The 25,087-nt window shown below is 60.6% G+C and carries 25 protein-coding genes and 1 pseudogene; 7 read left to right on the top strand and 19 right to left on the bottom strand.

Annotated features, from left to right (window positions below):
• Positions 1-17: 17 nt before the first annotated feature.
• Entirely contained in the window at positions 18-881 is an 864-nt protein-coding gene (locus HKK53_RS22410; RefSeq protein WP_133835545.1) for a LysR family transcriptional regulator, read from the bottom strand.
• A 16-nt stretch (positions 882-897) separates the two neighbouring features.
• Positions 898-3,168: a heavy metal translocating P-type ATPase gene (locus tag HKK53_RS22405; protein WP_169372624.1), complete on the bottom strand. Its 2,271-nt coding sequence runs from the start codon at positions 3,166-3,168 to the stop codon at positions 898-900.
• Between the two features lie 86 nt (positions 3,169-3,254).
• Between HKK53_RS22405 and cadR the strand changes: the two genes are divergently transcribed.
• Entirely contained in the window at positions 3,255-3,704 is a 450-nt protein-coding gene (gene cadR / locus HKK53_RS22400; RefSeq protein ID WP_169372623.1) for a Cd(II)/Pb(II)-responsive transcriptional regulator, read from the top strand.
• 129 nt (positions 3,705-3,833) lie between these two features.
• Here the strand turns inward: cadR and HKK53_RS22395 are convergent, their stop codons facing one another.
• From HKK53_RS22395 to HKK53_RS22385, 3 genes are all read right to left on the bottom strand, one after another.
• A complete protein-coding gene (locus HKK53_RS22395; RefSeq protein WP_169372622.1) occupies positions 3,834-4,805 on the bottom strand; it encodes a thymidylate synthase in 972 nt (323 codons plus the stop codon).
• A 50-nt stretch (positions 4,806-4,855) separates the two neighbouring features.
• On the bottom strand, positions 4,856-5,662 hold the full coding sequence (gene lgt / locus HKK53_RS22390) for a prolipoprotein diacylglyceryl transferase (RefSeq protein WP_133835540.1): 807 nt from the start codon (positions 5,660-5,662) through the stop codon (positions 4,856-4,858).
• 83 nt (positions 5,663-5,745) lie between these two features.
• Entirely contained in the window at positions 5,746-6,528 is a 783-nt protein-coding gene (locus HKK53_RS22385) for a sulfite exporter TauE/SafE family protein (protein WP_169372621.1), read from the bottom strand.
• Positions 6,529-6,660: 132 nt separating this feature from the next.
• On the opposite strand from HKK53_RS22385, the gene HKK53_RS22380 reads away from it, so the two are divergent.
• On the top strand, positions 6,661-7,407 hold the full coding sequence (locus tag HKK53_RS22380) for an NRDE family protein (RefSeq protein WP_169372620.1): 747 nt from the start codon (positions 6,661-6,663) through the stop codon (positions 7,405-7,407).
• A 178-nt stretch (positions 7,408-7,585) separates the two neighbouring features.
• Here HKK53_RS22380 and ptsP read toward each other — a convergent pair whose 3' ends face one another.
• Together ptsP and HKK53_RS22370 are read right to left on the bottom strand one after the other, a co-directional pair.
• The gene (ptsP, locus tag HKK53_RS22375; RefSeq protein ID WP_169372619.1) at positions 7,586-9,865 is read right to left on the bottom strand and encodes a phosphoenolpyruvate--protein phosphotransferase; all 2,280 of its coding nucleotides are present in this window, start codon (positions 9,863-9,865) and stop codon (positions 7,586-7,588) included.
• A gap of 22 nt (positions 9,866-9,887) precedes the next feature.
• Positions 9,888-10,367, bottom strand: coding sequence for an RNA pyrophosphohydrolase (locus tag HKK53_RS22370; RefSeq protein WP_007945562.1), 480 nt, complete (start codon positions 10,365-10,367; stop codon positions 9,888-9,890).
• A gap of 143 nt (positions 10,368-10,510) precedes the next feature.
• Between HKK53_RS22370 and HKK53_RS22365 the strand changes: the two genes are divergently transcribed.
• Positions 10,511-11,167 carry an HAD family hydrolase gene (locus HKK53_RS22365; RefSeq protein ID WP_169372618.1) on the top strand — a complete coding sequence of 219 codons (657 nt, stop codon included), beginning with the start codon at positions 10,511-10,513 and terminating at the stop codon, positions 11,165-11,167.
• 48 nt (positions 11,168-11,215) lie between these two features.
• Here HKK53_RS22365 and HKK53_RS22360 read toward each other — a convergent pair whose 3' ends face one another.
• From HKK53_RS22360 to ilvA, 4 genes and pseudogenes are all read right to left on the bottom strand, one after another.
• Positions 11,216-11,683, bottom strand: a complete 468-nt coding sequence (locus HKK53_RS22360; RefSeq protein ID WP_169372617.1) for a DUF2269 family protein — start codon at positions 11,681-11,683, stop codon at positions 11,216-11,218.
• 82 nt (positions 11,684-11,765) lie between these two features.
• A pseudogene (locus tag HKK53_RS22355) lies at positions 11,766-12,166 on the bottom strand (NAD-dependent epimerase/dehydratase family protein); the annotation flags it as partial.
• 15 nt (positions 12,167-12,181) lie between these two features.
• Complete coding sequence (locus tag HKK53_RS22350) at positions 12,182-12,595, bottom strand: DUF2269 family protein (RefSeq protein WP_169372616.1); 414 nt, start codon at positions 12,593-12,595, stop codon at positions 12,182-12,184.
• A gap of 40 nt (positions 12,596-12,635) precedes the next feature.
• The gene (gene ilvA, locus HKK53_RS22345) at positions 12,636-14,150 is read right to left on the bottom strand and encodes a threonine ammonia-lyase, biosynthetic (protein WP_169372615.1); all 1,515 of its coding nucleotides are present in this window, start codon (positions 14,148-14,150) and stop codon (positions 12,636-12,638) included.
• A 146-nt stretch (positions 14,151-14,296) separates the two neighbouring features.
• On the opposite strand from ilvA, the gene rpiA reads away from it, so the two are divergent.
• Positions 14,297-14,968 carry a ribose-5-phosphate isomerase RpiA gene (gene rpiA / locus HKK53_RS22340; RefSeq protein WP_169372614.1) on the top strand — a complete coding sequence of 224 codons (672 nt, stop codon included), beginning with the start codon at positions 14,297-14,299 and terminating at the stop codon, positions 14,966-14,968.
• 125 nt (positions 14,969-15,093) lie between these two features.
• Here the strand turns inward: rpiA and HKK53_RS22335 are convergent, their stop codons facing one another.
• The 4 genes from HKK53_RS22335 to HKK53_RS22320 all read right to left on the bottom strand — a co-directional run bounded on the left by HKK53_RS22335 (position 15,094) and on the right by HKK53_RS22320 (position 19,398).
• Positions 15,094-16,011, bottom strand: a complete 918-nt coding sequence (locus HKK53_RS22335; RefSeq protein WP_169372613.1) for an SdiA-regulated domain-containing protein — start codon at positions 16,009-16,011, stop codon at positions 15,094-15,096.
• 130 nt (positions 16,012-16,141) lie between these two features.
• The gene (locus tag HKK53_RS22330) at positions 16,142-17,071 is read right to left on the bottom strand and encodes an SdiA-regulated domain-containing protein (protein WP_169372612.1); all 930 of its coding nucleotides are present in this window, start codon (positions 17,069-17,071) and stop codon (positions 16,142-16,144) included.
• A 245-nt stretch (positions 17,072-17,316) separates the two neighbouring features.
• Entirely contained in the window at positions 17,317-17,982 is a 666-nt protein-coding gene (locus HKK53_RS22325) for a fumarylacetoacetate hydrolase family protein (RefSeq protein ID WP_169372611.1), read from the bottom strand.
• Between the two features lie 21 nt (positions 17,983-18,003).
• Positions 18,004-19,398 (bottom strand): FAD-binding oxidoreductase, encoded by a 1,395-nt coding sequence (locus HKK53_RS22320; protein WP_169372610.1) that lies wholly within the window; start codon positions 19,396-19,398, stop codon positions 18,004-18,006.
• A gap of 204 nt (positions 19,399-19,602) precedes the next feature.
• Between HKK53_RS22320 and serA the strand changes: the two genes are divergently transcribed.
• Entirely contained in the window at positions 19,603-20,832 is a 1,230-nt protein-coding gene (gene serA, locus HKK53_RS22315; RefSeq protein WP_123404055.1) for a phosphoglycerate dehydrogenase, read from the top strand.
• 61 nt (positions 20,833-20,893) lie between these two features.
• On the opposite strand, the gene HKK53_RS22310 is transcribed toward serA, so the two are convergent.
• Positions 20,894-21,319, bottom strand: a complete 426-nt coding sequence (locus HKK53_RS22310) for a DUF4399 domain-containing protein (protein ID WP_123404052.1) — start codon at positions 21,317-21,319, stop codon at positions 20,894-20,896.
• 136 nt (positions 21,320-21,455) lie between these two features.
• Here HKK53_RS22310 and HKK53_RS22305 point away from each other — a divergent pair, with 136 nt between their 5' ends.
• Positions 21,456-22,043 carry a transporter substrate-binding domain-containing protein gene (locus HKK53_RS22305; protein WP_169372609.1) on the top strand — a complete coding sequence of 196 codons (588 nt, stop codon included), beginning with the start codon at positions 21,456-21,458 and terminating at the stop codon, positions 22,041-22,043.
• 35 nt (positions 22,044-22,078) lie between these two features.
• On the opposite strand, the gene HKK53_RS22300 is transcribed toward HKK53_RS22305, so the two are convergent.
• Together HKK53_RS22300 and HKK53_RS22295 are read right to left on the bottom strand one after the other, a co-directional pair.
• Positions 22,079-22,561 carry a DUF523 domain-containing protein gene (locus HKK53_RS22300; protein WP_169372608.1) on the bottom strand — a complete coding sequence of 161 codons (483 nt, stop codon included), beginning with the start codon at positions 22,559-22,561 and terminating at the stop codon, positions 22,079-22,081.
• 2 nt (positions 22,562-22,563) lie between these two features.
• Positions 22,564-23,196 carry a 2OG-Fe(II) oxygenase gene (locus HKK53_RS22295; RefSeq protein WP_169372607.1) on the bottom strand — a complete coding sequence of 211 codons (633 nt, stop codon included), beginning with the start codon at positions 23,194-23,196 and terminating at the stop codon, positions 22,564-22,566.
• Between the two features lie 108 nt (positions 23,197-23,304).
• On the opposite strand from HKK53_RS22295, the gene HKK53_RS22290 reads away from it, so the two are divergent.
• A complete protein-coding gene (locus HKK53_RS22290) occupies positions 23,305-24,036 on the top strand; it encodes a DUF2059 domain-containing protein (protein ID WP_169372606.1) in 732 nt (243 codons plus the stop codon).
• 44 nt (positions 24,037-24,080) lie between these two features.
• Here the strand turns inward: HKK53_RS22290 and HKK53_RS22285 are convergent, their stop codons facing one another.
• A complete protein-coding gene (locus HKK53_RS22285; protein ID WP_169372605.1) occupies positions 24,081-25,031 on the bottom strand; it encodes an alpha/beta hydrolase in 951 nt (316 codons plus the stop codon).
• Positions 25,032-25,087: the final 56 nt, after the last annotated feature.

Raw genomic sequence — 25,087 nt, 5'->3', positions numbered from 1 at the left:
GAGCGTGGGAACGATCATTAGGCCGGGGCCATTTCCTGCGCCAACCCCAGAAACGCCGCCGGCAACCGCGCGCCTTTTCTTTCCTTGAGGCAGTACAGGTATTCCGGAATCTGCGGCGCATTCTCGATGGTCAGCACGCGCAACTGCGGGTCATGCGGCACTTCCTGCCGGGCGATGATGCTGATGCCGATATTGCGCAGCACCGCCTCGCGGATCGACTCGCGGCTGCCGATCTCCAGCAACGGCCCGAAACTCACCCCGGCGCCGGCCAGTAATTCTTCGGTCAGCCGCCGCGTGGTCGAGCCCGACTCGCGCATCAACAAGGTATGCCCGGCCAACGCGCTGAGCGGCACATGATCGTGAACGGCCAACGGATGATTACGATGTACCGCCAGCACCAACGGATCGCTGCCGAGCACCCGGCGAATCAAGCGCGCATCGTCAAGCAACTGCGACGACGCGGCGACATCCACCCGGTAATCCTCCAGCGCCTCCAGCACCTGCTGCGAGTTACCGATTTCCACCGACACTTCCACCTGTGGCAAACGCTCACGGAAGGTCTTCACCAGGTCGAGGATGTAATACGGCGCCGTGGCCGCGATGCGCAGCGTGCCCTGGACCTGGCCGCTGTTGCGCAGGAAAAACTCGATGTCAGCTTCCTGCTGCAACAGCGCCTTGACCATCGGCAGCAACCGCGCGCCTTCATCGCTGACGCTGAGGCGGCGGCCGCCACGGTAGAACAGTTCAACCGAGTACTGACTTTCCAGATTGCGAATCTGGGTGGTCACGGTGGGCTGGCTCAGGCCGAGCTTCTTCGCCGCCAGGGTAATGCTGCCCAGGCGGGCCACCATGTAAAACGCCTTCAGCTCGGCACTCAGCACACCCTTCCCTCATCGTTTATTTACGCAGCAGGCGCAAACCGTTGAACACCACCAACAGGCTCACGCCCATGTCGGCGAACACCGCCATCCACATGGTGGCGATCCCGGCGAAGGTTACCCCAAGAAAGATCGCCTTGATGACCAACGCGAGGGCGATGTTCTGTTTGAGGATGGTGGAGGTCTGTCGCGACAGACGGATGAAGGTTGGGATCTTGCGCAGATCGTCGTCCATCAGGGCGACATCGGCGGTCTCGATGGCAGTGTCGGTGCCGGCAGCGGCCATGGCAAAACCGATCTCGGCCCGGGCCAGTGCCGGAGCATCGTTGATGCCGTCGCCGACCATGCCGACGTTATGGCCCTGTGCATAAAGCGCTTCGATGGCTTGCAGCTTGTCGGTCGGCAGCAGGTCGCCCTTGGCCTCGTCGATGCCGACTTGCGCGGCAATCGCCTGGGCGGTGTGGACGTTGTCGCCGGTGAGCATCAGCGTCTTGATGCCCAAGTCGTGAAGCTGCTGGATCGCTTCGCGGCTGGACTCTTTCACCGTATCGGCCACGGCAAACAGCGCCAATGGGCCGGACTGGTCGAGTAGCAGCACCACCGACTTGCCCTGTTTTTCCAGAGCAAACAGCTTCTCTTCCAGCGCTGGGGAGCAAAGGTTCAGCTCTTCCACCAGTCGATGGTTGCCCAAGTGGTAGACCTGACCGTTAATCTCTCCGCGCACTCCGCGACCGGCCAGGGCTTCGAAGTTATCCACAACCCGCGGCGCTGCTTGTTTATCCACAGCCGCATTGGCAATGGCCAGCGACACCGGGTGATCGGAACGACCGGCCAGCGCTGCCGCAATGCCTGGGGCCGTTGCTTCGGCAGTCGGGACGAGTAACAGATAATCGGTCTGCACCGGTTTGCCATGGGTGATGGTGCCGGTCTTGTCCAGGGCCAGGTAATCGAGCTTGTAACCGCCTTCCAGATAGACGCCGCCCTTGACCAGAATCCCTTTGCGCGCCGCTGCCGCGAGACCGCTGACGATGGTCACCGGCGTGGAAATCACCAGCGCACATGGGCAAGCGACCACCAGCAACACCAACGCCCGGTAAATCCAGTCGAACCACACGGCGCCCATGAACAGCGGCGGGATGACTGCCACGGCCAGGGCAAAGATGAACACCGCCGGGGTGTAGATTTTCGAGAACTGATCAACAAAGCGCTGGGTCGGTGCTCGCGCGCCCTGAGCCTGTTCCACGGCGTGGATGATCCGCGCCAGAGTCGAATTGTTGGCGGCAGCAGTCACCGTATATTCCAGCGAGCCCGCCTGGTTGATGGTGCCGGCGAAGACTTTATCGCCCACGGTCTTCTCGATCGGCAGGCTTTCGCCGGTGATTGGCGCCTGATCGATGGTGGACGTGCCGGACACCACTTCACCATCGAGACCGATGCGTTCACCCGGACGCACCCGCACCCGCGCACCCAACTCAATGATTTTGACGTCTTGTTCGACCCAGCTGCCGTCAGCCTGCAGCACCGTGGCCTGTTCCGGGGTCATCTGCATCAGCCCGCCGATGGCGTTGCGCGCGCGGTCCAGGGACTTGGCTTCGATCAACTCGGCCACGGTGAAGAGGAACATCACCATCGCCGCTTCCGGCCACTGACCGATCAGGATCGCGCCGGTCACCGCGATGCTCATCAGCGCGTTGATGTTCAGGTTGAGGTTCTTGAGGGCGATCCAGCCCTTTTTGTAAGTGGTGAGACCGCCGCTGAGGATCGACACCAGCGCGATGATCGCCACCACCCAGTTCGGCGCGGCGTTGGTGAAGTGAATGACTTCGGCTGCCAGCGCACCGACGCCGGACAGCGCCAGGGGCCACCAATGTTTTTTCTCGGCGGCTGGCGCGGGGGCTTCAACGCCCTGCTCCAACGGCTCGGCGACCATCCCCAGCGATTTGATGGCGTCGATGATCGGCGCGGTGCTCGGCAGGTCATGGGTCACGCCCAATACCCGATTGATCAGGTTGAATTCCAGCTGCTGCACACCCGAGAGCTTGCCCAGTTTGTTCTGGATCAGCGTCTGCTCGGTCGGGCAATCCATCGCGTCGATGCGGAAACTGCTGAGCCGTGCGCCGTCGGTCGGCGATTCGCTCAACTTGATCAGCGACGGTGCCGCCACTTTCGAGGAACAGCAGGAATCGCCGTGGCCGCCATGATCATGCTTCTGCTGCACAGGCTGCAGCTTGTGGCTGTGATCGTGATCATGCCCGTCTTCGGGTTTGTGAATATGAAGGGAATCGCTCATCGGGTCGCGTCCATGAAAGGTGCCTGTTGCCAAGTAAAGACCCTGTAGCCACTATAGGGTCAAGCAACCTTTTGGAGATTGTCGCGATGAAGATAGGAGAACTGGCCAAACTGACCGACTGCGCCGTGGAAACCATCCGCTATTACGAGCGCGAAAGCCTGCTGCCAGAGCCCGCCCGCAGCGACGGCAACTACCGCGTCTACACCCAGGCCCACGCCGAACGCCTGACGTTTATCCGCAATTGCCGCACCCTCGACATGACCCTCGAAGAAATCCGCAGCCTGCTGACCCTGCGCGACAGCCCGCAGGACCAGTGCGAAAACGTCAACGCGCTGATCGACGAACACATCCACCACGTCAAGGCGCGGATCGATGGCTTGTTGGCGTTGCAGACACAATTGCTCGACCTGCGCCAACGTTGTGGCGAAGGGCCGGATGTCGATCAATGCGGGATTTTGCAGCGGTTGGAGGTCAGTGGTGGGGTGGTGGCGACGGAAACTGAGCATTCCCATGTGGGCCGCAGTCACGGCCACTAAACACACCGCCTGATCGTTCCCACGCTCCGCGTGGGAATGCCGCCATGGACGCTCTGCGTCCACTGTGACGCGGAGCGTCACGGGATTCATTCCCACGCAGAGCGTGGGAACGATCATCGTGCCGGGGCTTTAAACCGCCATCGGCGCGGTCATCGGCGCGTGGTGCTGATAACCCTCAAGCGAGAAGTCGCCCGGCTCGATCAACTCCAGCCATTCCGGCTGATACACACCCGTTTCGGCAAACGCCGGCACACGATCACTGATCACCAGTTTCGGCATCGGGAACGGCTCGCGAGTGAGCTGTTCGTTGAGCATGTCCAAGTGGTTTTCGTAGACGTGCGCGTCGCCGATGAAATAGGTGAACCAGCGCGGCGTGTAGCCGGTCAGGCGCCCGATCAGGCTCAGCAGCGCGGCGCCTTCGGTGAGGTTGAATGGCGTGCCCAGGCCCAAATCATTGGAACGGATGTAGAGAGTCAGGGAGATTTCCTTGGTCTCGACATTCGGGTGGAACTGGTACAGCAGATGGCATGGCGGCAAGGCCATTTCATCGAGCTGGGCAACGTTCCAGCCGTGGAACAGGATGCGGCGGCTGCCCGGGTCCTTGATGATGGTGTCGACGCACTGGCGGATCTGGTCGATCGCCTTGTACAGCACCACGTAGGCCTGGCCGTCTTCTTCGCCTTCGGCGATCTGGCGATAGCCCTGGCTCAACGTCTGCTCGATCGCGGCTTTATTGCTGACCGGGATCTGCTTGTACGCCGGCCACTTGCGCCATTGCACGCCGTAGATTTCGCCGAGGTCGTCTTCGCCCTGGCGGAACGGGTTGGCCAGCCACTGCGCGTTTTCGTTCGCATTCTGGTCCCAGACCTTGCAGCCCAGGGCGCGGAATTCGGCGGCGTTGTTCACGCCACGCAGGAAACCACACATCTCGCCGATGGCCGATTTGAAGGCCATCTTGCGCGTAGTGATCGCCGGAAAACCTTCCTTCAGGTCATAACGCAGCATCGCGCCAGGGAAGCTGATGGTGTTGACGCCAGTGCGGTTGGCTTGCTTGGTGCCGTTCTTGATGACGTGGGCCACCAGATCGAGATATTGCTTCATGAGTTACCTGTGTCCTTGAACCCGGGAGCCGTCGCCCCCGGGATTCGAATTTATACGGCCGCCGCTGGCGCTGCCGGGGCGCGATGATACGCCAGCCAGATCAGGAACAGACCGGCGAGCACCATCGGTACGCACAGCACCTGACCCATGGTCAGCCAGCCCCAGGCCAGATAGCCCAATTGCGCGTCCGGCACGCGGACGAATTCGACGATGAAACGGAAGATGCCGTAGAACAGCGTGAACATCCCGGACACTGCCATGGTTGGCCGTGGCTTGCGCGAGAATATCCAGAGGATCAGGAACAGCGCCACACCTTCCAGCGCGAACTGATACAGCTGCGACGGGTGACGGGCCAGTTGCGCCGGATCGGTCGGGAAGACCATCGCCCATGCCACGTCGGTCGGCTTGCCCCACAACTCGGCGTTGATGAAGTTGCCGATGCGCCCGGCGCCCAGGCCGATCGGCACCATCGGCGCGACGAAGTCCATCAGCTGGAAGAACGACTTGTTGTTCTTTTTACCGAACCACAACGCCGCCAGCATCACGCCGATAAACCCGCCGTGGAACGACATGCCGCCCTTCCACACTTCGAGAATCAGCATCGGGTTGGCCAGGTACGCACTCAGATCGTAGAACAGCACGTAGCCCAGGCGGCCACCGACAATCACCCCCATCGACATCCAGAAGACCATGTCGGAGAGCTTCTCCTTGGTCCAGGTCGGGTCGAAGCGGTTCAGCCGCCGGGACGCCAGCAGCCAGGCGCCGCCGATGCCGATCAGGTACATCAGGCCGTACCAGTGGATTTTCAGCGGACCGATGGCCAGGGCCACCGGGTCGATCTGCGGGTAAGGCAGCATTGCGACTCCTCGTTAGAGTTGAAACCTTCAAAATTCCCGGGGGACGCTGTCACCTCAGGATTAAGCCAGGATTGTGCCGGGTGTCAGAGCAGGAAATTGAGCCCCACGCAGAACAGCAAAGCGGCGAACAGTCTTTTGAGCAAGCGCGGCGACAGATTGTGCGCCAGTCGCGCGCCGAAACGGGCGAAGAACATGCTGGTCAGGGCGATCCCCAGCAGCGCCGGCAAATAAATAAAACCGAGACTATGGGCCGGCAGCAATGGATCGTGCCAGCCCAGAATCATGAAAAATAATGCACTGGACAAGGCAATCGGCAAGCCGCAGGCCGATGACGTCGCCACCGCTTGCTGCATCGGCACGCTGCGCCAGGTCAGGAACGGCACGGTCAGCGAACCGCCACCAATCCCGAAAATCGCCGACGCCCAGCCAATCACACTGCCCGCGATGGTCAGACCGACTTTGCCCGGCACCGTTCGGCTGGCCTTGGGTTTGAAGTCCAGGGCGAGTTGAACGGCGACGATCAGCGCGAAAACGCCGATGATCTTCTGCAAATGCGGTCCGGAGATCGCTTCGGCCGTCAGCGCGCCAAAACCGGAGCCGATCAGAATGCCGAGGGTCATCCAGGCAAATATCGGCCAACGCACGGCACCGCGACGGTGATGCTCGCGGACCGCATTGACCGAGGTAAAAATGATCGTCGCCAGGGACGTGCCGACGGCCAGATGCGTGAGGATCGACGGATCGAAGCCCTGCAGCTTGAAGCTGAACACCAGCACCGGGACGATGATGATCCCGCCACCGACGCCGAACAGCCCGGCCAGCACGCCTGCACAGGCGCCCAGCGCCAGATAGAGCAGAAATTCCATGGCCGTAGTCCCACGCATCCCGAAAATAGGAGCGGCATGGTAACGGATGCACGGCCTTTAGCTCTACTGGATGGCGATGGATGCGCGCGCAATGTCTGCGTAGAGTGAGCAAAAACACACAAGGACCACCTTATGTGCCTGATTGTTTTCGCTTGGCGCCCGGGCCACGCCCAGCCGCTGATCGTGGCGGCCAACCGCGACGAATTCTACGCCCGGCCCACCCAGCCCCTGGCGCAATGGGCCCACGCCCCGCATGTCCATGCCGGTCGGGACCTGGAGGCCGGTGGCACCTGGCTCGGCATCGGCGCCAACGGGCGCTTTGCCGCCCTGACGAATATCCGCGATCCGCGGCAGCCAGCGTCGCGCACGTCACGGGGCGAACTGGTTGCAGGGTTTCTCAGCGGCGAGATGTCGATTGATGACTATTTAAGCGACGTTGTCGCCCGTTCGGCGGAGTTTGCCGGGTTTAACCTGCTGGTCGGCAATTCCAACGAGCTGTGGCATTTCAATGCCCGGGACACCGAGGCGGTGATGCTGGCGCCCGGGGTATATGGGCTGTCGAACGCGGGGCTGGATACGCCGTGGCCGAAAGTGCTCAAGGCCAAGGCGGCGTTGAGCGAACTGCTGGACGATCCGCAACCTGCGGCGTTGTTGGCTATTTTGGGGGATTCGCAGCCCGCACCGCTGACGGAACTGCCGGATACCGGGGTCGGGGTGGCCACCGAGACGTTGTTGTCGAGTGTGTTTATTGCCAGCCCGACGTATGGGACGCGGGCGAGTACGGCGTTGATTGTTCAGGCGGATGGGACGCGGGTGATGGTCGAAAGGAGTTTCGGGCCGTATGGCGGGCATTTGGGGGAAGTGGCGTTGAGGATTTAAAGGCCTGCAATAAATTGTGCGAGGCAGCTTGCTTGTGGCGAGGGAGCTTGCTCCCGTCCGACTGCGAAGCAGTCGTAAACCAGCCAACGCGATCTTTCAGATAGAACGCGTTGGCCGGATCGGGAGCGCTTCGCACTCCAGCGGGAGCAAGCTCCCTCGCCACAAGGCCATCAGCCTTTTAAAGCGTCTTGACCGAAGCCGGATTAATCATCCGCGCCAACCCAAGGTTCTTCAGCGCCAATTGCAGCGAGCTGTGGATAACCTGCGGGTTGTCGATGGTCATCAACTCCGCGAGCAATTCCTTGGCCTTGCTAAGATTGATCTGACGCAGCATCCACTTCACCTTCGGCAAGTTGGTGGCGTTCATCGACAGGCTGTCGAAGCCCATCGCCATCAACAGCACCGCCGCTGCCGGGTCGCCGGCCATTTCGCCGCAGATACTCACTGGCTTGCCTTCGGCATGGGCGTCACGCACCACGTTCTGCAAGGCTTGCAGCACCGCCGGGTGCAGGTAGTCGTAAAGGTCGGCCACCCGCGGATTGTTACGGTCCACGGCCAGCAGGTATTGGGTCAGGTCGTTGGAGCCGACCGACAGGAAGTCCACTTGCCGCGCCAGCTCCTTGGTCTGGTACACCGCCGCCGGAATCTCGATCATCACCCCAATCGGCGGCATCGGCACGTCGGTACCTTCATCGCGGACTTCGCCCCACGCCCGGTGGATCAGGTGCAAGGCTTCTTCGAGTTCGTGGATGCCGGAGATCATCGGCAGCAGGATCCGCAGGTTGTTCAAGCCTTCGCTGGCCTTGAGCATCGCGCGGGTCTGCACCAGGAAGATTTCCGGGTGGTCGAGGGTGACGCGAATGCCGCGCCAGCCGAGGAACGGGTTGTCTTCCTTGATCGGGAAGTACGACAGCGACTTGTCGCCGCCGATGTCCAGGCTGCGCATGGTCACTGGTTGCGGATGGAATGCCGCGAGCTGCTCGCGATAGATCGCCAGCTGCTCTTTTTCGCTCGGGAAGCGCTGGTTGATCATGAACGGCACTTCGGTGCGGTACAGGCCAACGCCTTCGGCGCCACGCTTCTGCGCCCGCGCCACGTCCGCGAGCAGGCCGGTGTTGACCCACAGCGGCATGCGGTGGCCATCGAGGGTCACGCACGGCAAGTCCCGCAGCTTGTCCAGCCCGAGGGACAGTTGTTTCTCTTCCTCGACCACTTCGGCGAACTGCTTGCGCAGCACGTCACTCGGGTTGGTGTAGACCTCGCCGTGGTAGCCGTCGACGATCATCTGGATGCCGTCGACCTTGGAATACGGCAGGTCGACCAGGCCCATCACCGTCGGGATGCCCATGGCGCGAGCCAGGATCGCGACGTGGGAGTTACCGGAACCGAGTACCGAAACCAGACCGACCAGCTTGCCTTCCGGCACCTCGCCGAGCATCGCCGGCGTCAGTTCTTCGCTGATCAGAATGGTGTTGTCAGGGTAGACCAGCGTCTGCTGACGCTCTTCCTGCAGGTAAGCCAGCAAGCGCCGGCCCAGGTCCTTGACGTCGGAGGCGCGCTCACGCAGGTAGGCGTCGTCCATCAATTCGAAACGGTTGACGTGCTCGGTGACCACTTGGCGCAACGCGCCCTGGGCCCACTGGCCGGTCTTGATCACCGTGGTGATTTCGCTGCCCAGCGAGGCATCGTCGAGCATCATCAGGTAGACGTCGAACAGCGCGCGCTCTTCCGGCCGCAGCTGGGTCGCGAGCTTGGCGGACAAGGCGCGCATGTCGGCGCGCACGCCTTCGATGGCGGTCTTGAACAGCCCGAGTTCGGCGTTGATGTCGGTGATGGTCTTGTCCGGCACCACGTCCAGGTCGGCGGGCGGCAGCATGACCACCGCGGTCCCGACCGCCGCGCCCGGCGAACCCGGTACGCCGACGAACTTGGCTTCCTGGATGCCTTTGCCCTGACGGCCCAGGCCACGGATCGAACCGGTGGCCTCGGCGTGGGCGATAACGCCCGCCAGTTGCGCGCTCATGGTCACGAGGAAGGCTTCTTCACCTTCATCGAACTGGCGGCGTTCTTTTTGCTGAATGACCAACACGCCGACGACGCGACGGTGGTGAATGATCGGCGCCCCGAGGAATGAGGCGTAGCGTTCTTCACCGGTCTCGGCGAAGTAACGGTAGCGCGGGTGATCCGCGGCGTTTTCGAGGTTCAGGGGTTCTTCACGCGTGCCGACCAGGCCAACCAGACCTTCGTTGGGTGCCATGCTGACTTTGCCGATCGAGCGCTTGTTCAAGCCCTCGGTGGCCATCAGTACGAAGCGGTTGGTTTCCGGGTCAAGCAGGTAGACCGAGCAGACCTGGCTGCCCATGGCCTCTTTGACGCGCAACACAATAATCCCCAACGCCGCCTTGAGATCCTTGGCGGAGTTAACTTCCTGGACGATCTTGCGCAGCGTATTGAGCATGGCTCGGGGTCGAACTCCGTCGTCAGTCGCGCGTTAAAAGGCGCGGGGCAAGCTCTTTGAGAGCGCGTCGATACACCTCGCGCTTGAATGTCACCACCTGGCCCAACGGATACCAATAACTGACCCAGCGCCAGCCATCGAATTCCGGTTTACCGGTCAAATCCATCCGCACCCGCTGCTCGTTGGAGATCAGGCGCAGGAGAAACCATTTCTGTTTCTGGCCGATGCACAGCGGTTGGCTGTGGGTACGGACCAGACGTTGCGGCAAACGATAGCGCAACCAGCCCCGGGTGCAGGCGAGAATTTCAACATCTTCGCGCTCAAGACCCACTTCTTCGTTCAACTCGCGATACAAGGCGTCTTCCGGCGTCTCCTGGGGGTTGATCCCGCCCTGTGGAAACTGCCAGGCATCTTGATTGATACGGCGAGCCCATAGCACCTGGCCGGCATCATTCGTGAGAATAATCCCGACATTGGGGCGGAAACCATCGGGGTCGATCACGGCAACAACCTCGCAAACGCATGTCGCCGCATTGTTCCACAAAGGTTGTGAAGGCAGCAACGAGCCGGCCCACCTTATGTGCACTCTTGTGAAAAGTACGTATTCTGGGCGCCTTTCTACAGACTTTTCAGCGAGTAACTGCAATGCGCCTGGCTTTATTCGACTTGGACAACACGCTTTTGGGCGGCGACAGCGACCACGCCTGGGGCGATTACCTGTGCGAACGCGGCTTTCTCGATGCCGTGACGTACAAGGCACGCAACGACGAGTTCTACCAGGATTACCTGGCGGGCAAGCTGGATAACGCCGAGTACCTGAACTTTTGCCTGGAAATCCTCGGCCGCACCGAAATGGCCACCCTGGATCAATGGCACCTGGACTACATGCGCGACTGCATCGAACCGATCGTATTGCCCAAGGCCCTGGCCCTGCTGGCCAAGCACCGCGAAGCCGGCGACAAACTGGTGATCATCACCGCCACCAACCGCTTCGTCACCGGGCCGATTGCCCAGCGCTTGGGCGTCGAGACCCTGATCGCCACCGAATGCGAAATGATCGATGGCCGCTACAGCGGGCGCAGCACCGACATCCCGTGCTTTCGCGAAGGCAAGGTGACGCGGTTGAGTCGTTGGCTGGAAGAGACCGGGCATTCGCTGGAAGACAGCTATTTCTACAGCGATTCGATGAATGATTTGCCGTTGCTTGAGCAAGTGGCAAACCCGGTGGCGGTTGATCCGGATCCGAACCTGCGCGCCGAGGCCGAGAAGCGTGGCTGGCCGGTGATCAGCCTGCGCGACTGAAAAACGCCGTGATGCCCACTACGGTTCGCCGCCATGGTGGGCAATGCCTCAAGCCGGTTTGGCCACCATCAGGTAGAAAATCACCATGAAGGCTAAAAACGCCGGCCACCCCAAGGCAAACCACCAACGCATATAGGTGGCGGCCTTGATCGGCATCGGCGTCCCCTTCAGCAAAGCGGTGTCGGCCATTTTGTGCACGCGAATCTGCAGCCAGACCACCGGCAACCAACACACGCCGGCCAGGCAAAACAGGCCAATGCTCCACATCAGCCAAGTCTGTTGCAGCGGCCAGCCCGCCAGATGCATCAGACCCAGCCCGCTGAGCGGCTGAAACACTGCCGTGGTGGCGGTGAACGCCCAGTCAGCAAAAACCAGATGTTTAAACGTCACGGCAATCACTTCGACGTTGCCGCTACGCCAGGCCCGAAGTGCGTAATACGCCGAGCCGGCGCCGAGACCAAACAGAATGGTCGATGACAGAATGTGTAGGGTTTTCAGCAGCAGATAAGCACTCATCGGCGAGGTTCAGTCCACAAAAGCCATTAAAGTAGCCACCATCAACACCCGTTTTTTCCCGACAGCCGCGTAAGGATCAAACCTTCAAATCCAGCAAGGGAATCAACGGCCAGGGTGAGAAAGCCGCGAGCCAGGCACTGCTTGTCCCGCCAGCGCCCAGCACCAGCGACGGCCGAAGCACACCCTGGTGCACGGCCTGATCAAACAGAACCCGGGCACCGCGATCCTGAATAAGGCTCAACGCCTGCGCATCCACGCTCCACAGACCCGCAGCGTTGATCAGCACATCGATATCGCCGGGGAAAGCAAAATGCGCGGGCTCAACCGCCAGCAGACCGAGATCCAGTTGCTGCCACTCGACACCTGGCCACATCGACGCCTGACGCTCGCGGCTTGTGGCAATCACTGAGTGGCGGCAGCGTGTAGCGCGCGCAGCAGGTGACGACCGACAAAACCAGTGCCGCCCACCAATAGAATTTTCATGACATTCTTTGTCGCTTAAACCGGCTTGGCCCCCATCAACGCAGCAATGGCGAGGAATCCGACACCGCTGACAATCGCCAGAGCCAGCGTGAATTTCCGGTTGCCCACCCCGCTCGTCCACAGACGGTTGAGCCGAAGGAGGAGCCAGAGAGCGCTCAATGACGCCACGGCATAGATAATGCTGGAACCCAGAATCCAGAACTGCCCCAACGGCCAGCCAACCAGATGCACTAACCACCAGCCAGTGAAAGGCATGCTGAACATGCAGGCCAGCATGAGGCACCACACGAACAACCATGGGCGCTGCATCGTGCTCGCAGGGCCTTCACTGTGGTTGCGCCAGGTCAGAAAAGCGAGCCCCAGACCGCTGGCGAGTATCACCACCGTGGCCGCGACATGAAGGACTTTCAGGGTTGTCAGGGTTTCCATGCATTTCTCTTCTTTAGTCCATGCCCATCAGCGTAGCCGCTCAGCCGAGAAACAGCTGATAGGCCGGGTTGTCGCTTTCGTCCCAGTACGGGTAACCGATTTCTTCCAGCGCTGCGGGCACCAGATGACGTTCGTCATGAGGCACTTGCAGCCCCGCGACCACCCGGCCATCTGCCGCGCCGTGGTTACGGTAGTGGAACATTGAGATGTTCCAGCGCCCGCCCAGTTTGTTGAGGAAGTTGAACAGCGCACCCGGACGTTCCGGGAATTCAAAGCGCAGCACCACTTCATCAACGACCTGGGCCGCGCGGCCACCGACCATGTGCCGGATGTGCAACTTGGCCAGTTCGTTGTCGGTCAGGTCGAGCACCGGGAAACCCTGCTCGCTCAGGCTGGCGATCAACGCGCTGCGCGGGTCGGTGTCCGGGTGCGTCTGCACGCCAACGAAGATGTGCGCTTCGCTGCCGGTGTTGTAGCGGTAGTTGAATTCGGTGATCTGGCGCTTGCCGATGGCTTCACAGAACGCCTTGAAGCTCCCCGGTTTCTCGGGAATGGTCACGGCGATGATGGCTTCGCGGCCCTCGCCCAATTCGGCGCGCTCGGCGACGTGGCGCAGGCGGTCGAAGTTGACGTTGGCGCCGGAGTCGATGGCCACGAACGTGTGCCCGGTGACGCCGCGCTGCTCGACGTACTTCTTGATCCCGGCCACGCCCAGGGCGCCGGCAGGTTCGGTGATCGAGCGGGTATCGTCGTAGATGTCCTTGATCGCCGCACAGATTTCATCGGTGCTGACGGTGATCACCTCATCGACATAGTCTTTGCAGATATCGAAGGTGTGCTGGCCGATCTGCGCCACGGCAACGCCATCGGCAAAGATGCCCACGGTCGGCAGAATCACTCGTTCGCCAGCAGCCATCGCCGCTTGCAGGCAGTTGGAGTCATCCGGCTCGACGCCGATGATCTTGATTTCCGGACGCAGGTATTTCACGTAAGCCGCGATGCCGGCGATCAAACCGCCGCCGCCCACCGGGACGAAAATCGCATCGAGACGGCCCGGGTGCTGGCGCAGAATCTCCATGGCCACCGTGCCCTGCCCGGCAATGGTGTGGGGATCGTCGTACGGGTGGATGTAGACGTAGCCTTTTTCGTCGACCAGTTTCAGCGAGTAGGCCAGGGCTTCCGGGAACGAATCGCCGTGCAGCACCACTTTGCCGCCACGGGAGCGCACGCCTTCGACCTTGATCTCGGGGGTGGTCTTGGGCATCACGATGGTGGCTTTCACGCCCAACACCTTGGCCGCCAGGGCCAGGCCCTGCGCATGGTTGCCCGCCGAAGCAGTGACCACGCCGCGCGCGCGCTCTTCATCGCTCAGTTGCGTCAGCTTGTTATAGGCGCCGCGAATCTTGAACGAGAACACCGGCTGCAAGTCTTCGCGCTTGAGCCAAATACTATTGCCCAGCCGCTCGGAGAGCTGGCGAGCAGTCTGCAATGGGGTTTCTACGGCAACGTCATAAACGCGCGAGGTGAGGATCTTCTTGACGTACTGTTCGAGCATCGGAAAGCATCACTGAGCGGGTTGGGCAGGGCCAAGGAGTCTAACCCGGCTTTTGGGCGGACGACCACACGAATACAGAGGTTTTAGACCGGCATGAAGTTATAATGCCGGCCTTTCCGTTTTCCCTTGCCCGCTTCGGAGCCCGCATGACCCAGGATCAACTCAAACAGGCAGTGGCCCAGGCCGCCGTCGACTTCATCCTCCCGAAACTCGACGACAAGAGCGTCGTCGGTGTCGGCACCGGCTCCACCGCCAACTGCTTCATCGATGCACTGGCCAAGCACAAGGGCGCGTTCGATGGCGCCGTCGCCAGCTCCGAAGCCACTGCTGCGCGCCTCAAGGGCCACGGGATTCCGGTGTATGAGCTGAACACCGTCAGCGACCTGGAGTTCTATGTCGACGGCGCCGACGAAAGCGACGAACACTTGAACCTGATCAAGGGCGGCGGCGCGGCCCTGACCCGCGAGAAGATCGTCGCAGCCGTGGCCAAGACCTTCATCTGCATCGCCGATGGCAGCAAACTGGTGCCGGTGCTCGGCGCGTTCCCGCTGCCGGTGGAAGTGATCCCGATGGCCCGCAGCCACGTGGCCCGCGAGCTGGTGAAACTGGGCGGCGACCCGGTTTACCGCGAAGGCGTGCTGACCGACAACGGCAACATCATCCTCGACGTGTTCAACATGCAGATCACCAACCCGGTGGAGCTGGAGACGCAGATCAATGCGATCGTCGGCGTGGTCACCAACGGTCTGTTCGCGGCGCGTCCGGCGGATTTGCTGCTGCTGGGCACCAGCGAAGGCGTGAAGACCCTCAAGGCCTGACACCCCGCCCTACCCTGTAGGAGCGAAGCTTGCTCGCGAAGAGGCCGTAACAGTCGACTGAGATGTTGAATGTTATGGCCTCTTCGCGAGCAAGCTTCGCTCCTACATTTGTTTTGGGGTGTTGGTCAGGGCTGTGGTGGTTTTTTGAAGGTGTAGAACAGGTTCGGTTCGCTGACCAGATACAGCGTGCCATCGTCATCCATCGCTATCCCTTCCGCCTGCGGCACGGTCTTTTTCAGCCCCTGACGGCCCTTGTTCAAGGACATTGTGCTCAGCGGTCGCCCATCCACATCCAGCTCGATGATCAATCGCGACTCATCCGACAGCGCCATCAAGTGGCCGCTGCGCTCGTCGTATTGCAGGCTCGACAGGTCGCGCACGAACATCCCGGCATCGCGCTTGGGGTTGTTGACCACGTGTACGGCGTAGGATTTCTCCGGGTTGTAATGCGGGAAGCCCTGCACTTCGTAGATCAGCATCGGGTCGCGTTCCTTGGCGACAAACAGGCGCTTGCCCACCGAGTCATACGCCAGGCCTTCGAAACCCTTGTTGCCGCTCATGTGCACGCCGAGGGTCATCTGCTCGGCGTCCGCGGCGTCGAGGAAGGTGGTGTCCTTCTCCAGGTGAATCTTGATCAGGCGCTGCTGGCGTTCGTCGGTGATGACATAGGTGTCAGCGCTGATGAACTCCACGGCCTCCGGGTCGCCAAAACCGATCAGCGCGATACGCCGCAGGATCCTGCCATCCAGGGACAGCTCGATCAGCTCGGCGTTTTTGTTGGTCACCGTGAACAGGCTGTGACGCACCGGATCGTAGGTCAGCGCCGAGACGTCATCGTCCAGCCCGTCGATCACTTGCGCCTCGATCTCGACCCGATACTGATCCAGGCCAATGGCCTCGGCATTCATCGGCTGCCATAGCGTGTGCAGGTTGAACCAGGCGCGCTCGAACAGGCGCAAGTACTGGCCGACCGCGACCAGCACGATCAGCGCAATCACTGACAGGATCAAAATCAGGGGTTTGGGGCGGGCAAGTCGACGCATTCAGGCAAGCTCGAAATCAGGGCGGGCGGATGAAATACCACGGCTGACTGAATCCAAGCTTAATGGCCTATGGCCGCGGTCCCGCAGGTTTACCTTAACCAGCGACCGCGCGCCACCCCGCATCTGTAGGCTATTTCTGTTTTTCGAAGCGATAAAACAGATTCGGCTCGCTGACCATGTATAGCGTGCCCGCCTCGTCCATGGTCACGCCTTCGGCGCGGGGGATGGTCTTCTTCAAACCGTTGAAGCCGCCCAGCAGGGTCATGAAGCTGACTTGCTCGCCCTTCTCGTCCAGTTCCAGCAGCAGGTGCGAGTCGGCGGACAACACCAACGTGTGACCGGTGCGCGGGTCAATGGCCAGGGCCGACAGGTTGCGGATATCCAGTTCGTTACTGGCGAGTTTCTGTTTATCGCCCGTGAGGGTCTGGCTGCCATCGCTTTTCCAGCTGAACAGCGCCGGCGGGCGCTCTTCGCCCAGTAACAGTTGCTGATTGCGCGAATCCCAGACAATGGCTTCGAACGCCTTGTTCTGGTCTTTCGACGGGCCGAGGTCGTATTTCGGGAAGTTGTCGCGGTGCAGTTCGCGCGTGTCGGCATCGACCTTGACGATCGACAGCATGTGTTCGCGCTCATCGGTAATGGCCAGCAACCCATTGCCCATCGTCGCCACGCCTTCCGGGTTGGTCCAACCCACCAGCGGCATCTTGCGCAGCACGTCGCCCTGCAGGGTCAGTTCGACCAGGAACGGGTTCTTGCCCATGACCGAGAACAGGGTTTTGGTCTGCGGGTCGTAGGACAGGTCCGATGCTTCGTCCTTTTCCATGCCCGGCAGCAGTTTGGCGTCGATCACCGCCCGGTAATCCGGCAACCAGATACTTTGCTGGCGCTCGGCCGGGCTTTCGAAACGCTCCATCACCCAAAGCGCGCCGCGGTCGTCCCAATGCATCGCAAACGCCAAGCCATAGCCCGCCACAACAGCCAGCAACAACCAGTAATACCAGCGCATGAGGAATCGTGGACGACGAGGAGTTTGCAGGGTCGGGAGCGGTGGTGTGGCCATCAGGGGATGCGTTCCAGAAATTCAGGCTAAGGGTAATAGCACAATCGGGCAGGCTCAGACGCCAGGAACCGCGGAATTATCCAGAAGGGATGTGAAAAAAACGGGAAATGGCGGGAAAGCCCTGCACCTGATCGTTCCCACGCTCTGCGTGGGAATGCATCCCGTGACGCTCCGCGTCACATTCGAAGCGGACGCGGAGCGTCCATGGCGGCATTCCCACGCGGAGCGTGGGAACGATCATTGGCTTAGCGAACGCTGCTGTTGAAGCGGCTGACACCCGGCAATTCCAGCACCAGCTCGTCACCGACATTCAACGGACCGACGCCCACTGGCGTACCGGTCAGGATCACGTCACCGGCCTGCAGCGAGAAGCAGCCGGCCATGTACTGGATCATCGGCACAATCGGGTTGAGCATGTCCTTGCTGTTGCCGTCCTGACGCACGTCGCCATTGATGGTCAGGCGGATGCCGATGTCGGTCAGGTCGGCAAAACTGCCGGCGGACACGAACGGGGCAAGCACGGCCGCGCCATCGAAGGACTTGGCGATTTCCCACGGCAGGCCCTTGGATTTCAGCTCGGCCTGTTTGTCGCGCAGGGTCAGGTCCAGGGCCGGGGCGAAGCCGGAGATGGCGTCGAGCACTTCTTCACGGCTCGGCTTGGTCGACAGCGGCTTGCCGATCAACACAGCGATTTCTGCTTCGTAGTGCACCGAGCCACGCTCGGTCGGAATGGCAAAACCGCCTTCCAGCGGTACCACGCAACTGCCCGGCTTGATGAACAGCAGTGGCTCGGTAGGCACCGGATTGTCCAGTTCCTTGGCGTGTTCGGCATAGTTACGGCCGATGCACACCACTTTCCCCAGCGGGAAGTGAATACGCGTACCGTCGACATACTGGTGCTGATAGCTCATTACCGACTCCTGCTCGTTGATTCAAACAGCGAAAATTTTGCCCGGGTTCATGATGCCGTTCGGGTCGAACACCGCTTTAACAGCTTTCATGTACTCGATCTCAACCGGGGAACGGCTGTAGGTCAAGTAGTCACGCTTGGTCATGCCCACGCCGTGCTCGGCGGAAATCGAACCGTTGTACTTCTCGACGGTTTCGAACACCCACTTGTTCACGGTCGCGCACTTGGCAAAGAACTCGTCCTTGCTCAGGTTTTCCGGCTTGAGGATGTTCAAGTGCAGATTGCCGTCACCGATGTGACCGAACCAGACGATTTCGAAATCCGGGTAGTGTTCGCCGACGATCGCGTCGATTTCCTTCAGGAACGCCGGGACTTTCGACACAGTGACCGAAATGTCGTTCTTGTACGGCGTCCAGTGGGAAATGGTCTCGGAGATGTATTCGCGCAGCTTCCACAGGTTCTGCAACTGGGTTTCGCTCTGGCTCATCACGCCGTCCAGCACCCAGCCCTGCTCGACGCAATGCTCGAAAGTTTCCAGGGCGTGGTTGGCCACTTCTTCGGTGGTCGCTTCGAATTCCAGCAGCGCATAGAACGGGCAATCGGTTTCAAATGGCGCCGGCACATCACCGCGACCCATGACCTTAGCCAGGGCTTTATCGGAGAAGAATTCGAAGGCAGTCAGATCGAGTTTGCTCTGGAACGCGTGCAGTACCGGCATGATCGAGTCGAAATCGGCGGTGCCGAGGACCATCGCGGTGAGGTTTTTCGGTGCGCGGTCCAGACGCATGGTCGCTTCGACCACGAAACCAAGGGTGCCTTCCGCGCCGATGAACAGCTGACGCAGGTCGTAGCCGGTAGCATTCTTGATCAGGTCGCGGTTCAGTTCCAGTACATCGCCCTTGCCGGTGACGACTTTCATGCCAGCCACCCAGTTGCGGGTCATGCCGTAGCGAATCACCTTGATCCCGCCAGCATTGGTGCCGATATTGCCGCCAATCTGGCTCGAACCGGCGGAAGCGAAGTCCACCGGGTAGTACAGGCCTTTTTCTTCAGCGACGTTCTGCAAATGCTCGGTAACCACGCCAGGCTGACAAACGGCGGTGCGGTCGGTGAGGTTCACGTCGAGGATCTGGTTCATATAGTCGAACGACACAACCACTTCGCCATTCGCGGCCACGGCAGCAGCGGAAAGTCCGGTGCGCCCGCCGGACGGCACCAGCGCCACTTTGTGCTCATTGGCCCAGCGCACAATGGCCTGGACCTGCTCGGTGGTCTTGGGAAACACGATGGCCGTCGGGGCCGGGGCGAAATGCTTGGTCCAATCCTTGCCATAAGCATTGAGGGAGTCGGCATCGGTCAGGACCTTGCCAGGCTCAACCAGGGTCTTCAGCTCTTCAATCAGGGCAGGATTGGTCATCGACAGAACTCTCGAACAATTCATGGTCATCCTGAGAACGCTTCACGTCGCAGGAATGAGTGTTTAGCGGGGTGCGTATGCTAGCATACCGACCCCGCAGGGTAGTGCCCAACGGCTATTCTGCGGTGACGGCATTGTTGCCGTCCGGGTCAGCATCTGCTGGCTACTTCCTGCCATTTTTCTCCGGGATACAGGTTTACGCAGATGAGCAAGACTTCTCTCGATAAGAGCAAGATCAAGTTCCTTCTTCTCGAAGGCGTCCACCAATCGGCTGTCGACGTTCTCAAGTCGGCTGGCTACACCAGCATCGAGTACCTCACCGGTTCTCTGCCGGAAGCCCAGCTGAAGGAAAAGATCGCTGATGCGCATTTCATCGGCATTCGCTCCCGCACTCAACTGACCGAAGAAATCTTCGATCACGCGAAGAAGCTCGTGGCTGTAGGGTGTTTCTGCATCGGCACCAACCAGGTTGACCTGAACGCTGCCCGCGAACGCGGTATTGCGGTGTTCAACGCGCCGTACTCCAACACTCGCTCCGTGGCCGAGCTGGTGCTGGCCGAAGCGATCCTGTTGCTGCGCGGCATCCCTGAGAAGAACGCTTCCTGCCACCGTGGCGGCTGGATCAAGAGCGCGGCGAACTCCTTCGAGATCCGTGGCAAGAAGCTCGGCATCGTCGGTTACGGCTCGATCGGTACGCAACTGTCGGTCCTGGCGGAAGGCCTGGGCATGCAGGTGTTCTTCTACGACACCGTGACCAAGCTGCCGCTGGGCAACGCCACTCAGGTCGGCAAACTGACCGACCTGCTGGCCATGTCCGACATCGTCACCCTGCACGTTCCGGAAACCGCCGCCACTCAGTGGATGATCGGCGAGAAGGAAATCCGCGCCATCAAGAAGGGCGGCATCCTGATCAACGCCGCTCGCGGCACCGTGGTTGAGTTACAAGCCCTGGCAGACGCGATCAAGGACAAGCACCTGATCGGCGCGGCCATCGACGTGTTCCCGGTGGAGCCACGCTCCAACGACGAAGAGTTCGAGAGCCCGCTGCGTGGCCTGGACAACGTAATCCTGACCCCGCACATCGGTGGTTCCACCGCTGAAGCGCAAGCCAACATCGGTCTGGAAGTCGCGGAAAAACTGGTCAAGTACAGCGACAACGGTACGTCGGTATCGTCGGTGAACTTCCCGGAAGTGGCCCTGCCGGCTCACCCTGGCAAGCACCGTCTGCTGCACATCCACGAGAACATCCCGGGTGTGATGAGCGAGATCAACAAGGTCTTCGCCGAAAACGGCATCAACATTTCCGGTCAGTTCCTGCAGACCAACGAGAAAGTCGGCTACGTCGTGATCGACGTCGATGCCGATTACTCGGAAATCGCCCAAGAGAAGTTGCAGCACATCAACGGCACCATTCGTTGCCGCGTGTTGTTCTGATAACGACTTGAGCGACAAAAAAAGGAGCCCCTCGGGGCTCCTTTTTCATGTCCGTGAACAATTACTTCACGTTGACGGTGATCTTTTTCGACACGATTGGCGGATCGAAGGCCATATGACTCATATCGCCTAACTCCAACTGCAAGGTGTGCTTGCCAGGTGTCAGCGTCAGCTCGGTTTCGGTTTGCGCCTTGCCAAAATGAACGTGATTGGCATCTGCCGGGATGACTGCCCCTGCAGCCACAACATCCTTGGCATCGATCAGCAAATGGTGGTGGCCGGTGTTCTTGGTGGTATCGCCCGCGGGCGCCAGCGCAACATTCTCGACAGCGAATTTAACCTTGAAGGTTTGCGGGACAGTCCCACCATCTTCAGGAGAAACGATGGACACTTCGGCACCTTTAGGGGCCGGGGTAGCGGCGCTGGCCAGCACCGACACACCCATCAACAGGCCAGCCAATGCTGCTCGTGACATAAACGTTTTCATTCTCTTCTCCAGTTTTTCCGTAAAATCCGCGTGACCGTATCTAACTTCACGGCCATTCGTTGTCGAAGGCACTCGACAACCATAGCAAAGCGCGCCTGAATTAGAGCGTCGCGATAATGAATTCAAAGGAGTGACCATGCGTTTCTTGCCTGGCCTGATCTGCCTGCTACCCCTTTTGAGCCCTTTGGCTCATGCCGAACTGATTGACGATGTATTCGACCGCGGCGAATTGCGCATTGCCCTTGAGGCTAATACACCGCCGTTCAATTTCAAGGACGACGGCAAACTGACCGGGTTCGAAGTCGAGCTGGGTCAGCTGCTGGCCAATGAACTGGATGTGCGCGCCGACTTCGTCGTGACCGATGCCGCCGATCTGCTGCCAGGTGTTGAAACCGGCAAATACGACGTCGCCATCAACCACGTAGCAATGACCGCGGAACTGAAGGATCGTTTCGACTTCAGCGAGCCTTACAGCCACACCGATGCGCAATTGATCGCGCAGAAAGAAGAGCAACCGCAGTCGATGCTGCTGGTGCAGACGTTGAAGGAAGAGACGCCGAAGGCCAGCGAGCCGGTGAGCCTGGCGATTCCGTTCCAGAAAGGTAACCCGGCGTTCCACGCCAGCCTCGACAACGCGTTGCAGCGGATCAAGGCGGATGGTCGGCTGGAGGCGTTGACGCAGAAGTGGTTTGGGACGGATACGAGTGTCGAGGCCAAGCCCTGAGTTCAGGCTCGCCCCTTAAAGGATTGTCTAAGTCGTCAGTCTTGTGTGAGCAATGCGGCGGCTTCGGCCAATTCCAGTTCGCTGAACACTTGAACGCCATGGCGCTTGAGCAACGCCGCTGTCACCCCTTCGCCACTGACTTTCACGCCGCTGAAAGTCCCGTCATAGGTCAGTAAATTCCCGCAAGACGGACTGTTGGCCTTCAACACCGCAATCCGGATGCCGTGCTTTTGCACCAATTCCAGCGCCTGATAAGCCCCCGACAGAAACTCCGCGCTGACGTCTTCGCCTTCAGTGGTGATCACCGCCGCATGCCCATCCAGCACCTCACCACCCTGCCCGCCCGGAATCTCCGCCGCGGCGCGCGGTGTCGGCAACCCGCCAGCCACTTCCGGGCACAACGGCACCACCCGCCCCTCGGCGATCCATTGGTCCAACAGATCAAACGGCCCACTCGCCCCGCCGTCGTAACGTACGCGATGGCCCAGCAGGCAGCGACTTACCAGAATCTTTTGCATGATCAGAACGGCTCGTTACCGCGACGGCGAAACCAGCCGGTCAATGACAGGCGATCCCGGGTCGCGGGCAGGACTTCGTGGGGCACCTCGCCCGACAGGAACACCACCAGGCAGCCGCCGGTGGGCACCACATTGTGTTCGACGCCGCCCTCCAGGTACATGCGCAGTTCGCCGCCATGTTCCGGCAGCCAGGCGTCGTTGAGGTAGATCACCGCCGAGACCATGCGCCGGTCGTCATCGCGGAAACGGTCCACATGCTTGAGGTAGAACGCACCGGGCGGGTACAGGGCGAAGTGGCTTTCGAAATCTTCCAGTCCGAGGAACAGCCCGCGATTCATCGCTTCACGCAGGCTGTCCATCAGGCTCAGGTAGCTGTCGCAGGACTCGGTTTCACCGGGTTCGAGCCACTGGATGTGGTCGCCACGAATACCTTCGCGAATCTCAGATGTCGGCCCGCGGCCCACCGCCGCCGGGGCCAATTCACCCTCGGCCGCACGTTTACGGCACTCAGCCGCCAGTTCCCGGGTCAGACCCAGAGGCAGGAAAATATTCTGCTGCGACCAGCCCCGTTCGGCCAGGTCGTCGACGATACGTAACAGCAGCGGGTGATCAGAGGGTATTTGCATGGCGCGCATAGTATTCCTGTGCCTGCAAATCCGACAGAGCCGCGCGGCGGGCTGATACGAATTCTCGACAAGTTCCTGTACCGCACGGAGAATAGTCGCCTGCCGACAGGAGTCCCTATGCGCCGTTTGCTTTTTTCACTGTTGATGCTCTGTGTTTTGCCCGCCTGGGCAGACGGCCACGACCAGTTGTACAAGGTCGCCGGTTGGCCAGACCAACGTGCGCATTTTAACGACGCCCTTTCGGCCGCACAGCAGCGCTACCAGAACAGCTTGCCACCCGCGGTGTTTCAAGCCCTGGTGAACAACAGCAACCAGCGTTTCGCCCCCCAGGCCATGGACCAGCGCGCCGAAGCGCAACTGCGCAAGACCCTCGCCGACCCGAAACCGGCCCTGACCTTTTTCCAGACTCCGCTGGGCAAGAAAGTCGTCGCGGCCGAATTGCTGGCGACCCGGCGCGATCAATTGGCGAAGAACGCCAAGGGCTTGCCCAAGATTGAAGCCAGTGACACTCGCCTGCTGATCATCGGCCACCTGGCCCAGGCCCTGCCCGCCCGTGAGGCCGGCGCCGAAGTCACGTTGGCGATTGCCGGGGTTGCGGCCGACAGCTTGAGTTCGATGATCCCCGGTTTGCTCGGTGGCGGTCAGGCACCCGGGATGTTGAATGGTCAGCGCCAGCGCTTGATGGATCAGATTGGTGCCGACCTGAACAACACGTTGCTCTACGTGTATCGCGACTTGTCGGATAACGAACTGGAAGAGTTCGCCACGTTTGCCGAGTCGGATGAAGGCAAGGCGTATTACCAGGCAGCGTTGGCGGCGATTCGGGCGGGGTTGGCGGTGGGACAGTAAGATTTCGTCGCCCGGAAGGTCGCCTTCGCGGGCAAGCCTCGCTCCTACAGGGGGGTGCCGCCCTTGATCCGCTTCGTCAAAAACCCGAAATACTCCTCCCGCAACGCCGGCGTCTCATTCGCCAGATGATGCCGCGCCGCTGGCAGCATCAACACCTGCGGCCGATCAAACTTGGCCTTCAACACTTCAAGGTTGTGCTCCCAATCCACCGTCATGTCCGCTTGCCCCTGCACGATCAGTGGCCGCCGTGGACTGTTCGCCGACGCCTCGATGCGCTTTATCCAACGGCCCAACGCACCGACCCACGCGGTCGGCAAACGCAATGGTTGCAATGGATCGGCTTGCAGGAAGGGCAGGAACGCCGGGTCATTGGAGTTCTCGCTGAAGCGCCGGGCGATGCCGTTGACGAAGGGCTTGAGCAGGTAATAACTCAACTGCGACCAGCCCCAGGCCCGCGGCCGTACCAGTGGAGACAGCAATATCACCTGCCCCTGAGCCGGACTGTCCGCGCCCTGATTAAGCAAATGGTCGATCACAATCGCCCCGCCGGTGCTCTGTCCGAACAAATGCCACGGCTGCGGTAAATCCAGAGACCGCGCTTCGGTGAACAAGCCTTGCAGGGTGTCCTGGTATTCGGCGAAATCCTTGATGCTCGCGCGCTCGCCACTGGACAGACCATGTCCCGGCAAGTCACAGGCAATCACCGCGAACCCCTGATCCAGCGCCCATTCGATCACATGCCGATACAGCCCGGTGTGGTCGTAGAAACCGTGAAACAGGAACAACGTCGCCTTCGCCCGCTCCGGCCACCAGACCTGACTGACCACTTCGTAACCACCAACCTGAAACCGCCCCAGGCCACGGCGCAGCGTGCGCCCCGGCAAATCCAGCCCGTAGAACGCTTGATAGGCCTGGCCCTCCGTCGACAGCGGCTGCCAATCAGCCAATGGCCGCAGGCTGGCGCGCAAATGATCGGGATTGAAAGTGGCAGGCATGGTTATTCCAGAACGCGAAACAGACTTTATGGGCCTGCGATATTCATCTGTCGCGG

It is taken from the genome of Pseudomonas sp. ADAK7 (genome assembly GCF_012935675.1).
Lineage (GTDB): Bacteria > Pseudomonadota > Gammaproteobacteria > Pseudomonadales > Pseudomonadaceae > Aquipseudomonas.
The sequence above is the reverse complement of the archived record's forward strand: the minus strand, read 5'-3'. Positions and strand labels throughout refer to the sequence as shown.

What these genes read in the sequence shown, in the direction of transcription:
- HKK53_RS22405 (WP_169372624.1), bottom strand. Translation starts at nt 3,168, where the DNA reads ATGAGCGATTCCCTTCATATTCACAAACCCGAAGACGGGCATGATCAC.
- cadR (WP_169372623.1), top strand. Translation starts at nt 3,255, where the DNA reads ATGAAGATAGGAGAACTGGCCAAACTGACCGACTGCGCCGTGGAAACC.
- HKK53_RS22395 (WP_169372622.1), bottom strand. Translation starts at nt 4,805, where the DNA reads ATGAAGCAATATCTCGATCTGGTGGCCCACGTCATCAAGAACGGCACC.
- lgt (WP_133835540.1), bottom strand. Translation starts at nt 5,662, where the DNA reads ATGCTGCCTTACCCGCAGATCGACCCGGTGGCCCTGGCCATCGGTCCG.
- HKK53_RS22385 (WP_169372621.1), bottom strand. Translation starts at nt 6,528, where the DNA reads ATGGAATTTCTGCTCTATCTGGCGCTGGGCGCCTGTGCAGGCGTGCTG.
- HKK53_RS22380 (WP_169372620.1), top strand. Translation starts at nt 6,661, where the DNA reads ATGTGCCTGATTGTTTTCGCTTGGCGCCCGGGCCACGCCCAGCCGCTG.
- ptsP (WP_169372619.1), bottom strand. Translation starts at nt 9,865, where the DNA reads ATGCTCAATACGCTGCGCAAGATCGTCCAGGAAGTTAACTCCGCCAAG.
- HKK53_RS22365 (WP_169372618.1), top strand. Translation starts at nt 10,511, where the DNA reads ATGCGCCTGGCTTTATTCGACTTGGACAACACGCTTTTGGGCGGCGAC.
- HKK53_RS22360 (WP_169372617.1), bottom strand. Translation starts at nt 11,683, where the DNA reads ATGAGTGCTTATCTGCTGCTGAAAACCCTACACATTCTGTCATCGACC.
- HKK53_RS22350 (WP_169372616.1), bottom strand. Translation starts at nt 12,595, where the DNA reads ATGGAAACCCTGACAACCCTGAAAGTCCTTCATGTCGCGGCCACGGTG.
- ilvA (WP_169372615.1), bottom strand. Translation starts at nt 14,150, where the DNA reads ATGCTCGAACAGTACGTCAAGAAGATCCTCACCTCGCGCGTTTATGAC.
- rpiA (WP_169372614.1), top strand. Translation starts at nt 14,297, where the DNA reads ATGACCCAGGATCAACTCAAACAGGCAGTGGCCCAGGCCGCCGTCGAC.
- HKK53_RS22335 (WP_169372613.1), bottom strand. Translation starts at nt 16,011, where the DNA reads ATGCGTCGACTTGCCCGCCCCAAACCCCTGATTTTGATCCTGTCAGTG.
- HKK53_RS22330 (WP_169372612.1), bottom strand. Translation starts at nt 17,071, where the DNA reads ATGGCCACACCACCGCTCCCGACCCTGCAAACTCCTCGTCGTCCACGA.
- HKK53_RS22325 (WP_169372611.1), bottom strand. Translation starts at nt 17,982, where the DNA reads ATGAGCTATCAGCACCAGTATGTCGACGGTACGCGTATTCACTTCCCG.
- HKK53_RS22320 (WP_169372610.1), bottom strand. Translation starts at nt 19,398, where the DNA reads ATGACCAATCCTGCCCTGATTGAAGAGCTGAAGACCCTGGTTGAGCCT.
- serA (WP_123404055.1), top strand. Translation starts at nt 19,603, where the DNA reads ATGAGCAAGACTTCTCTCGATAAGAGCAAGATCAAGTTCCTTCTTCTC.
- HKK53_RS22310 (WP_123404052.1), bottom strand. Translation starts at nt 21,319, where the DNA reads ATGAAAACGTTTATGTCACGAGCAGCATTGGCTGGCCTGTTGATGGGT.
- HKK53_RS22305 (WP_169372609.1), top strand. Translation starts at nt 21,456, where the DNA reads ATGCGTTTCTTGCCTGGCCTGATCTGCCTGCTACCCCTTTTGAGCCCT.
- HKK53_RS22300 (WP_169372608.1), bottom strand. Translation starts at nt 22,561, where the DNA reads ATGCAAAAGATTCTGGTAAGTCGCTGCCTGCTGGGCCATCGCGTACGT.
- HKK53_RS22295 (WP_169372607.1), bottom strand. Translation starts at nt 23,196, where the DNA reads ATGCGCGCCATGCAAATACCCTCTGATCACCCGCTGCTGTTACGTATC.
- HKK53_RS22290 (WP_169372606.1), top strand. Translation starts at nt 23,305, where the DNA reads ATGCGCCGTTTGCTTTTTTCACTGTTGATGCTCTGTGTTTTGCCCGCC.
- HKK53_RS22285 (WP_169372605.1), bottom strand. Translation starts at nt 25,031, where the DNA reads ATGCCTGCCACTTTCAATCCCGATCATTTGCGCGCCAGCCTGCGGCCA.